Origin of the sequence: Gemmobacter denitrificans (assembly GCF_036964905.1) — a bacterium.
Lineage (GTDB): Bacteria > Pseudomonadota > Alphaproteobacteria > Rhodobacterales > Rhodobacteraceae > Gemmobacter > Gemmobacter denitrificans.
This window is the reverse complement of sequence record NZ_JBALHR010000001.1, coordinates 632,968-642,713: the sequence shown is the minus strand read 5'-3', so window position 1 is coordinate 642,713 and position 9,746 is coordinate 632,968. Positions and strand designations below refer to the sequence as shown.

Genomic DNA, 9,746 nt, shown 5'->3' with positions numbered 1-9,746 from the left:
AAGAATCTAGTGTCTAGACAATCTCGCTAGCCATCTCACTCTCGGCTCAAGTGGCTAGTTAGGTATATAGACCCCCAAGATTGGATTCTGTGCGACCTTGGCGAGCGTGAAGCATTGGCTGATTGGTTTGCGGTCATTTCACACCGGACAGATATCAAAGCCCAAAGGTTCATTGCCAGATCATCAAACGCCGCCCGGGCGTGGTTGCTGGCGATCATCATGGCGCACACCACACAACTCATAGCCCAGCAACCGCATGCTTGACACAACATCCTGTCAAGCGTATGGTGGAGAAAATCGGCGACGAACTATGCCGAAAAGAGCGCCTTGGGGAAATCCTTGGCGCTTTTGTCATTCCCGGCCCCTTCTCCCACAGGCCACCCCGTCAACCTGAGATCGCCGCGCCTGCGCATCACCGCGTCAACCCGTGGGGCCACATCATGCGAGCGGGAAGGCCGGAAGGCGGGACACACCATGCAGATGTTTATCGAAGTCAAGGGCGGACAGATCATCAGCACAGCCACAGGCAACACGGTGGCAACTGTCGAGGTGCTGAGCCTGACCACGCAAGAGGCAGCGCAGGTCATGGCGATCATGCTTGACGCGCTTGAGTCAGCATTCAAACAGCAAGACCATGCCACCAGCACCCGGAAGGCATAAGCTGCCGCACCAGCACCAAGGCACAGCTAAGCCGCACGGCGGATGGAAAGACCGCAAAGGCACACGCCAAGAGCGCGGATACGGCAAAGACTGGCAAGCCATCAGGCAAGCCGTAATTGCCCGCGACCTAGCCATGTGCCAGCCATGCAGGCGGCAAGGCCGCGTGACCGCCTTCGATGAGGTCGATCACATCACCCCGCTATCACAGGGCGGCGAGAACAGCGCAGGGAATGCTGAGTGCATCTGCAGGCCATGCCACAAGCGCAAAACTTCCAGAGAGGCCGCACAGGCCCGCAGGATGGCCGGATGACACCCACAGGGGGGTGGGTCAATCTCTGGACCGGGCGACAGAGAACCGGCGCGGTCAACTGAATTTCCACTCGGACGAAACCAAGACAAAAAGGCGGGCCGTGCATGGGACGCAAGCCAAAGCCTACGCACCTGAAGATCCTTGGCGGCGAAACGAGGCCGCACAGGGTAAATTATGACGAGCCATTGGCCAAGTCTGGGACCGCCGTCGCACCGGAATGGCTGTCTAATCGGGCAACCGAAATCTTTGACCAGATCAGCGCAACCTTGCACGGCATGGGCATTGCGTCGCCTGACGATCAGCACGCTTTGGCATTGCTGGCTTCACGGCTTGAAGAGGTCGAACTTCTGACTGCGGTCATTGAGGACGGCGGGCGGACCTACGCGTCCGAAAACGAAAAGGGTGGGGTGATGTATCGCGCCCGCCCTGAGGTAGGGATGCGCAACGAGGCCATGCGGCACGCGCAAAGCCTCTTGGAAGGTTTCGGGCTGACGCCATCGGCCCGGTCGAAGGTGAGCGTCGGCAAGCCGAAGGAAACCAACCCCTTCGGCGCGCTTGACGAGGCAATTTGAAGCAGGGCTACGCCGCGACTGCCGAGATTTACGCCCGGCAGGTTGTCAGTGGGGAAATACCAGCGGGCCGCTACATCAAGGCGGCATGTCAGCGCCATCTGGACGATCTGGAATGGCAGTCTGACGATGGGTTCCGGTATCGGTTCGAGCCGAAGGCCGGGGCCAGGGTTTGCGCGTTCATCGAGCAACTGCCGCACACGAAAGGGAAATGGGCGGCCAAGGGCCAGAAGCTGAAGCTTGAGCCGTGGCAGGTGTTTTTCGTGGTCAGCTTGTTTGGCTGGCTGCAGAAGAACACGGGCAAGCGGAGATTCCGGCGCGCGTTTTTGCTGGTGCCGCGCAAGAACGGCAAGTCGGCACTGGCTGCCGGGATCGGGCTTTACATGCTTTGCGCCGATGGCGAGTTTGGAGCAGAGGTCTATTCCGGGGCGACCACAGAAAAGCAAGCCTGGGAGGTTTTCAGACCGGCTAAGATGATGGCGCAGAAAAGCCCTGCGCTGGTTTCGCACTACGGGCTGACGGTCAACGCGAAGAATATCCATGCCATTGGCAACGGGTCGCGCTTTGAGCCGCTGATCGGCAACCCGGGCGACGGGGCTTCACCGTCTTGCGCCATCGTTGACGAATACCACGAGCACGACACCGACGCGCTGTTCTCGACCATGGAAAACGGCATGGGCGCGCGGGAACAGCCGCTGGTGCTGGTCATCACCACGGCAGGGGATAACATCGCCGGGCCCTGCTACGCCATGCAGCAGGAAGCCCAGCAAATGCTGGAGGGCTCACGGCGCGACGATCACACCTTTGCCATGATATACGGCATTGACGATGGTGACGATTGGACAGACCCAGCGGTCTTGAGAAAGGCCAACCCGAATTACGGGGTCAGCGTTTTCGAAGAGGGGTTGTTGGCTGAACAGGCTGAGGCGATGACGACGCCGCGCAAGGCCGGGCAATTCAAGACCAAGAAGCTGAATGTCTGGGTGCAGAGCCGGGCCGCCTATTTCGACACGCTGCGGTATCAGAAAGCGCCGATTGTCCGGCTGGAGGACTTCGAAGGGCAAGAGTGCATCATCGGCATCGACCTTGCCGAGAAGCGCGATCTTACGGCGGTGGAATTGCTGTTCCGGCATGGCAATGGCTACGCGCGGTTTGGGCGCTACTACCTGCCAGAGGAAACGGTTGACCGGCCCGAAAACGAACATTTCCAGACGTGGCGCGACGAGGGGCGGCTGTTCCAGACTGATGGCGCGGTGACGGATGACCGGGTGATCCGCGACGACATACTGGATCTGGCCGAACGGTTCCGGGTTCGGGAAATCGCGTTCGACCCGCTGCACAGCCGCCAGATGGCGGTTGAGCTGATGGAAAACGGGCTGGCCTGTTTCGACTATGCCAACAAGCCGACCCTGATGAACGAGCCAATGAGGCGCATGGACGCGCTGATTGCTGACGGGAAGCTGTCGCATGACGGCGATCCGGTCTTTGCCTGGATGCTGTCGAACGTGGTGAACCGGTCGCGGACTGGCGACATTCACAGCCCAGCGAAAGAGCGGGCGGAGAACAAGATAGACGGCCCGGTTGCCTGCATGATGGCGTTGGGCCGGTGGCTGCTGGATGAGCAGGAAACGGGGTCATACCTCGAGCATGAAGGGCTTATGATCCTATGACAGCTTGGTGGCCATTTAATCGCGGGGCGTCAGAGCGCAAATCCGTGACAGAGCTGTCATTGTCGCAGCTCTCTGGCTTGATGGGCTGGATTGGGTGGGGCACGGCGTCTGGCCAGACTGTGAGCCCATTGACGGCTTTGGACGTGACGGCGGTGTTTTGCGCCGCAAGGGTGATTGCCGAAGGCATCGGGCAAATGCCGGTTCGGGTGGTCGAGGACGTTGCAAACGGTGACGGATTGCCCCGACTGAGAATGCGCCAGGATCATTGGGCACATCGGCTGCTAGCGATCAAGCCAAACGATTGGCAGACTGGTTACGAGTTTCGCGAGGGTATGGTTTTTAACGCCGCATTGGCTGGCGGCGCGCTGGCAATCAAAAACACGGTCAACGGACAAGTTCGGGAGTTGCTGCCGGTTCCGCCTGGCGCTTGGTCAATCGAGCAAAGGTCCGACTATTCTCTGCGCATTCGCGTTGATTATTCCGACAAGACGCATGGATACTTTGAGTTGGATCAGGTTTTCTACCTGCGCGGCCCGTCAATTGACGGTTTTCGCGGTTTGCCAGCGATCCGCGCCGCAAGGGAGGCAATCGGGCTTTCTCGGGTTCTTGAGCGGCAACAGGCAAGGCTGGCCGGAAATGGCGGGAAACCGTCTGGCGTGCTGTCGTTTACGCTGCCGCTCTCCGGCGAAGCAAAGGAAAAGCTGCGGGATACTTGGCAGCAGCGCTATGGGCCAGATGGAGAAGGCGGAATTGCGGTGCTGGATGGTGACGCCAAGTTCCACAGCATGACGATGACCAATGTCGATGCGCAGTACATCGAAACGCGCCGTCTGCAAATTGAGGAAATCGCCCGGGCGTTCCGCGTTCAGCCGATCATGCTGATGCAGGCAGACAAGGCCGCGACATTTGCCAGCGCGGAGCAAATGTTCCGCAACCATGTGATTCACACGTTAGGCCCTTGGGTGGCGCGTTGGGAAGAATCTTGCGCACGGGACATTCTGAGCCACGCCGAAGGGCTGCGCGTTGATCTGGACGAGCGCAACCTTTTGCGCGGTGATTTCAAGGACCAAGCCGAATATTACGCCAAGGCGCTCGGCGCAGGCGGCACACCGGCATGGATGACGCAAAACGAAATCAGGGCAGAGGTCGGCCTAAACCCGGTTGATGACCCCGCCGCCAACCGGCTGTCTGCCGGGGCAATGAACCCACAAGGGGGCAATGATGGATCGGTTTGAGGTAAAGTTCGCGCCGGATGATGTGGCCAAAGATGGCACGTTTGAGGGATACGGGGCCATTTTTGGCAACGTTGATTCATATGGCGACGTAATTTTGAAGGGGGCTTTTAAAAGCTCTCTGCGCGACTGGAAGAACGCCAAGTCATTGCCGCCAATGCTGGTGCAGCATGGTGGCTACATGATGAGCGATATGGATGCCTTGCCAATCGGCAAGTGGCTTGAAATGTCAGAGGATGACACGGGGCTCCGCGTCAAAGGCCAGCTTATCAATCTGGACACGGAGCGCGGCAAGACGATTTACGGTGCGATGCGTGAAGGCGTGCTTGACGGCATGTCAATTGGGTATCGCGCCAAAGAATTCACCTATGGCACCAAACCAGATGAACCTAGGCGAACCCTTAAGGCGGTTGATCTGGTCGAATTGTCGGTTGTGACATTCCCGGCAAATGGCCGGGCGCGGGTCGATGCGGTCAAGGCCGCCGATCTGACGGAAAGAGACCTTGAACGGATTCTCACGCAGGACGCTGGGCTTTCTCGTTCGGTTGCTCGTCGGCTGATGGCTGACGGGTTTGAAGCGGTCAAGGCCATGCGGGACGCTGGCGATGGCCTCGGTGAGTTGGCGCAGTTCATGCGTCAGAAAATCAACGCCACGGAGTGAAACACATGGCAGACATTGAAGAGGTCAAGACGCTCTTTGCGGAAACGCAGAAGATCGCAACCGCCGCCCGCGACAAGGCCGATGAATTGGCCAAAAAGCAGGGCGACTACATCGACCAAGAAACGCTGGGCCGGATCAAAGCCGAACTGGCAACCAAGCTCGACGCGACCGACAAGGCCAGCATGGAACTGAAATCGCGTTTGGATGCGCTGGAAACCAAGGGCAACCGCCCTGGCAAGCCTGACGGCATGACGCCGGAAGCCAAGGCCATGGACGCATATTTCCGCAAGGGCGTTGAACTGCCCGAGGAAATCAAGGCCATGGCCACCAGCTCGAACCCTGACGGCGGGTATCTGGTGCGCGATACGATGCGCGACGGCATTCAGAAGCGCCTGCGCCGTTCGTCGCCTGTGCGCCAGGTTGCCGCTGTTGTCGCAACTTCGGGCGGATCGTATGACGTTCTGGTTGAGCGCGGCGACGCCGGATTCCAATGGGCTGGTGAATCCGAAGCTCGCTCGGAAACGACGACGCCGACGATCAACCGGATCAGCATTGCGCTGCATGAACTTTCGGCAATGCCGAAAGCCACGCAACGGCTGCTTGATGATGCCGCGTTTGACGTGGAAGCTTGGCTGACTGGCTATGTCGCGGATCGCTTTGCGCGGGCCGAGGCCACGGCCTTTGTCAGCGGCAGCGGGTCCAACCAGCCAAAGGGGTTCTTGTCCTACAGCAAGGCAACTGGCGCTGATGACAGCCGGGCAAGCGAAGCGCTGCAATACCGCGTCACCGGGGCATCCGGCGCGTTTGCGGGTTCGCCGAACGCGGCTGACGCTCTGGTCAGGCTTTTCTACGATCTGCAGGGGGCCTATCAGGCCAATGCCTCGTGGATGATGAAAAACACGACCATGGCCGAGGTTGCTGTCCTGAAGGACGGTGACGGCGCGTTCCTGCTTCGTGAAATGCTGAATGGCGACGGATCGCTGGTTCGCACGGTCCAGGGCCGCCCGGCATATGTCGCGGATGACATGCCCGCCATCGGTGCTGACAGCTTCTCCATCGCTGTCGGTGATTTTTCGGCGGGCTACACCATCGTTGACGGGCAGAACGTCACTGTTCTGCGTGACCCGTTCAGCGCCAAGCCGAACGTCCTGTTCTACACCACCAAGCGCGTCGGCGGTGGCGTCACCGATTTTGACGCAATCAAGCTGCTGAAATTCGGCACCGCGTAAGGAGCGAAATCCATGCACAAGATCGACATGCGGTCTGAAACGACCGTTGCCTTTGGCATCTCGGCCACGCTGAGCGGCACCACGCCATCGGCTGGCAACATTGTGGACGTGGCCGATTATCAGGCGGCCACCTTCCTTTTCCAGACCGGCACCGTCACCGATGCTGGCGACGCTACCGGGTTCACGGTCGCCATTCAGGAAAGCGACACCACCGCAGCGGCTGACTTTACCGCCGTTGCGGACGCTGACCTGATCGGGCTGGAAACCGCGTTGACTGTCACCAGCGACGCTTCGGACGGCATTGCGGTTGGCTGTGTCGGCTACCGTGGGTCGAAGCGCTATATTCGCGCTGTCGTCACCGGTTCGACCGGCACCAATGCTGTGGTGAACGGAGTCTGGGCCCTGCAGAAACCGCGCTATGCCCCGAAGGGAGATGCCGCGATCAACATCGCAGCGACCTGATCAACATTGGTGTGGGGCCGGGCGGCTGGCCCCCATCCTATGGTGATTGGAGGCAATTATGCTGAAACAAGACTGGTTTGCCGTGCCAGAAGGCGAAATTCACCCCAAGATGTTCACTGCTGGAACTGTTCTTTCTGGTGAGCTTCTGGAACGTGCAAAGGCATTGGGCTTGATTGAGCCGTTGCAAGAGGATGAGCCGGAACCCAAGCAGCCGAAGAGGGCGCGCAAGTGACCCCGCCCGTACTTGTCACCGCGCCAACTGATCCAGTGGTGGCATTGGAAGATCTGAAATTGCACCTTCGCGTTGACCACGACGACGAGGATGATTTGATTGAGGCCTTACAGGCAGCGGCGGTTGCACACCTTGACGGATGGAAGGGCGTGCTCGGGCGGGCGATCAAGGCGCAGACATGGCGTCAGGAATTTACATCGTCTGAAACGGCAAGATTGGCGCTGCCTGATGTGAGCGCGATCACTGCGACGGGCTATGATGCTGAAGGCGAAACGGTCGCGGTGACGACAACGCTCAAATCTGACTATCGCGGTCATTATGTCGAAGTGACCGGCCCTTATGACACAGTTCGCATTGACTACACCTGCGCCATGGCGGCGCAGCAATTGCCAGCGGCGCAGGCGGCGGTAAAACTGCTTGTCGGCCACTGGTATGAAAACCGTGAATCTGTGGTGATTGGTCAAAGCGTTTCCAATCTGCCGTTGGCGGTTGAAGCGCTGGTTACTGCAATGCGCTGGGCGGACATGTGAGATGAACGCGGGCCGTTTGCGTGAGCGCGTCACTATCCAGCGCCAAACCTCTGGCGATGACGGATACGGCAACACCGTGACCGGCTGGGCTGATCACATGACCGTCTGGGCAGATGTGCGCGAGACGCCCGGGAAAGAGCGCGTTGACGCGGGCAGGGTGGAAGCATCAAAGACCGCAACCATCCGCATACGCGCTTCTTCTGACAGCCGAGCATTGACTGAAGCCGATAGGGTATCGGCGCGCGGCAAGGTTTGGAACATTCGCAGCGTGGTCGAGGTGGGAAATGATCGCGCAATGCTGGATTTGCTTTGTGAGGCCGGAGCCGCATCATGACGGTGATCGGCGGCAAGGAACTGGCGCGCAAGCTGTCGCAGCTGCCAGATCGCATCAAGATGAATGTCGATCGCGCCAACAGGCAATCTGGCGATGAGCTGGTGCGCACGGCAAAGGTGCTTATCCCGGTCGGTGATGATGTTCATGGCGATGGACACGAGCGCGACAAGATCAATGCCACGCAAAATGCAGATGGGTCAGTGCTGGTGGATTTCGGGCCGAAGTCGAAGGTCATTGAAGGTGAAAGAGGGCCGCGCCCATTCGTGAACCCTGCGTTGGCGGTGACCCGCAAGCGGCATGGCGCGCGTGCGAAAAGAGCTGTCAACAAGTCCGTGAAGGAGCTGTTCAATGGCTGAAGTTATCACCCTCAAGCTGTTTATCCCATGGTGGCGCAAGGCTGTTGTCCAGGTTTGGATTCGGGTTTTGGTCATTCAAGAAATGATCTTCCCGGAGAGTGTGGATGTGGATAGTGAAGCCGAACGCATGGCCCGTTTTCTTTGTCGGATTGTAGTCGATGGCTGACGGCCCCGCCCTTGCTTTGCAGAAAGCGCTGATCGTGGTGCTGCGTGCCAATGCGGGGCTGTCCACCCTTGTCAGTGAGCGGGTTTACGATGAGCCGCCGCAGCAGGTGACTTTTTCTTATGTGCGGATTGGCAATGTTGATCTGGCCCCGGAACGCCTGTCCTGTGTCGATGACCACAACATCACGTTTTCCATCGAGGCCCATTCCAGACCCACAGCGGGCAGGGTTGAGGCCACGCGCATCGCCGATGCGATCCGGGCTGCCTTGAACGACCATGAGGCCACGATTACGGCGGCCATGACCGGATACAGGGCCGAATGGTGCACCTATACGACACAGACCGTCAGCCGATCCGGTGACGGGCAGAGTTACGTCGCAATCGTGGCGTTTGAGGCCGCTCTGGCCGACTGAGCCAAACCGCCCTTTGGCAAGGCAAATCACCGAAAAGGAGCCAGATCATGGCAAAGCAAAAGGGGCGCGCGCTCCTGATCAAGATCGGCGACGGTGCTTCGCCGACCGAGGCCTTCACCGTCCTGTGCGGGCTGACATCCAAGACCCTGACGATCAACAACAGCGAAATCGACGTGACCACGGCGGATTGTTCCGACCCCGGCGGCGCGCTTTGGACCGAGGTTCTGGGGGGCACAAAACGGGTGTCTGTCAGCGGGAACGGTCTGTTCAAAGATGAAGCAGCCGAAGCCAGTCTGAACACGCTGGCAATGGCCGACAGCCCGATTGCGAACTTTCAGATCATCGTGCCTTCCTTTGGCACCTTTCAGGGGGCGTTCTTCCTTTCGTCTGTCGAATATGGCGGCGAACAAGAGGGTGGCGTGACCTACAGCCTGGCGCTGGCTTCGACCGGCGAAATCACGTTCACGGCAACCTGATGGCAGTCGCGCATTCAGCTGAATATCTGACAGAGCAGATCGGCGGGGAAAGCCGCCGTCTGCTGCTGAGAAATGCAGAGATCGAGCGTTTTGAGGTGCAGTATACGCCTTTTGGCATCTTCGAGCTGTGGGATCAGCTGATCGGCAAGGCCAGCCCGCCGCAGGTGCGCCATGTGCGTGATCTGGTTGCGCTTGGGTTGATCGGCGGCGGGATGGATGACGTGAGGGCCGATGCACTGGTGGCGTCGCTGCCGCCGTCTGAAAACCTGTATCTGCGGGGTTTGGCTGTGCGGTTGCTCGGGCTGGCATTCGTGCCCGCCATAGCCAAGGCACCCTCAAAAAAAAAGTCGGCTGGATCGCTAGGCGGGAAACCGGGGCAGGGGCAAAGCGGTACGACGCAAGGGCCAGAGTCGCCAACATCTGCGGCGTGATGGCCTTTCTGCCGTC

At 59.3% G+C, this 9,746-nt stretch carries 16 protein-coding genes; all 16 read left to right on the top strand.

The genetic code is table 11. The features are described from left to right. Nucleotides 1–474: 474 nt before the first annotated feature. The 16 genes from V6590_RS03090 to V6590_RS03015 all read left to right on the top strand — a co-directional run bounded on the left by V6590_RS03090 (nucleotide 475) and on the right by V6590_RS03015 (nucleotide 9,730). Nucleotides 475–660, top strand: a complete 186-nt coding sequence (locus V6590_RS03090; RefSeq protein WP_335419323.1) for a hypothetical protein — start codon at nucleotides 475–477, stop codon at nucleotides 658–660. Beyond that, entirely contained in the window at nucleotides 635–970 is a 336-nt protein-coding gene (locus V6590_RS03085) for an HNH endonuclease (RefSeq protein ID WP_335419320.1), read from the top strand. The genes V6590_RS03090 and V6590_RS03085 overlap by 26 nt, the downstream gene beginning before the upstream one ends. Before the next feature lie 104 nt (nucleotides 971–1,074). After that, the gene (locus V6590_RS03080) at nucleotides 1,075–1,542 is read left to right on the top strand and encodes a phage terminase small subunit P27 family (protein WP_335419317.1); all 468 of its coding nucleotides are present in this window, start codon (nucleotides 1,075–1,077) and stop codon (nucleotides 1,540–1,542) included. Then, a complete protein-coding gene (locus V6590_RS03075; RefSeq protein WP_335419315.1) occupies nucleotides 1,539–3,209 on the top strand; it encodes a terminase large subunit in 1,671 nt (556 codons plus the stop codon). The genes V6590_RS03080 and V6590_RS03075 overlap by 4 nt, the downstream gene beginning before the upstream one ends. A 44-nt stretch (nucleotides 3,210–3,253) precedes the next feature. Then, a complete protein-coding gene (locus tag V6590_RS03070) occupies nucleotides 3,254–4,444 on the top strand; it encodes a phage portal protein (RefSeq protein ID WP_335419312.1) in 1,191 nt (396 codons plus the stop codon). Next, nucleotides 4,431–5,102, top strand: coding sequence for an HK97 family phage prohead protease (locus tag V6590_RS03065; protein ID WP_335419309.1), 672 nt, complete (start codon nucleotides 4,431–4,433; stop codon nucleotides 5,100–5,102). The genes V6590_RS03070 and V6590_RS03065 overlap by 14 nt, the downstream gene beginning before the upstream one ends. Before the next feature lie 5 nt (nucleotides 5,103–5,107). Then, a complete protein-coding gene (locus tag V6590_RS03060; protein ID WP_335419307.1) occupies nucleotides 5,108–6,331 on the top strand; it encodes a phage major capsid protein in 1,224 nt (407 codons plus the stop codon). A 12-nt stretch (nucleotides 6,332–6,343) separates the two neighbouring features. After that, entirely contained in the window at nucleotides 6,344–6,793 is a 450-nt protein-coding gene (locus tag V6590_RS03055) for a hypothetical protein (protein WP_335419304.1), read from the top strand. Nucleotides 6,794–6,851: 58 nt separating this feature from the next. Then, on the top strand, nucleotides 6,852–7,025 hold the full coding sequence (locus V6590_RS03050; RefSeq protein WP_335419301.1) for a hypothetical protein: 174 nt from the start codon (nucleotides 6,852–6,854) through the stop codon (nucleotides 7,023–7,025). Then, on the top strand, nucleotides 7,022–7,555 hold the full coding sequence (locus tag V6590_RS03045) for a head-tail connector protein (RefSeq protein ID WP_335419298.1): 534 nt from the start codon (nucleotides 7,022–7,024) through the stop codon (nucleotides 7,553–7,555). Before V6590_RS03050 ends, V6590_RS03045 begins: the two co-directional genes overlap by 4 nt. A 1-nt stretch (nucleotide 7,556) precedes the next feature. After that, nucleotides 7,557–7,889: a phage head closure protein gene (locus V6590_RS03040; protein ID WP_335419295.1), complete on the top strand. Its 333-nt coding sequence runs from the start codon at nucleotides 7,557–7,559 to the stop codon at nucleotides 7,887–7,889. After that, entirely contained in the window at nucleotides 7,886–8,245 is a 360-nt protein-coding gene (locus V6590_RS03035) for a hypothetical protein (protein ID WP_335419292.1), read from the top strand. The genes V6590_RS03040 and V6590_RS03035 overlap by 4 nt, the downstream gene beginning before the upstream one ends. Beyond that, nucleotides 8,238–8,411 carry a hypothetical protein gene (locus V6590_RS03030; protein WP_335419290.1) on the top strand — a complete coding sequence of 58 codons (174 nt, stop codon included), beginning with the start codon at nucleotides 8,238–8,240 and terminating at the stop codon, nucleotides 8,409–8,411. Before V6590_RS03035 ends, V6590_RS03030 begins: the two co-directional genes overlap by 8 nt. Beyond that, nucleotides 8,404–8,823 carry a DUF3168 domain-containing protein gene (locus tag V6590_RS03025; protein ID WP_335419287.1) on the top strand — a complete coding sequence of 140 codons (420 nt, stop codon included), beginning with the start codon at nucleotides 8,404–8,406 and terminating at the stop codon, nucleotides 8,821–8,823. Before V6590_RS03030 ends, V6590_RS03025 begins: the two co-directional genes overlap by 8 nt. Before the next feature lie 47 nt (nucleotides 8,824–8,870). Next, on the top strand, nucleotides 8,871–9,299 hold the full coding sequence (locus V6590_RS03020) for a phage major tail protein, TP901-1 family (protein WP_335419285.1): 429 nt from the start codon (nucleotides 8,871–8,873) through the stop codon (nucleotides 9,297–9,299). After that, nucleotides 9,299–9,730: a GTA-gp10 family protein gene (locus V6590_RS03015; protein WP_335419282.1), complete on the top strand. Its 432-nt coding sequence runs from the start codon at nucleotides 9,299–9,301 to the stop codon at nucleotides 9,728–9,730. Before V6590_RS03020 ends, V6590_RS03015 begins: the two co-directional genes overlap by 1 nt. The last annotated feature ends 16 nt before the right edge of the window (nucleotides 9,731–9,746 follow it).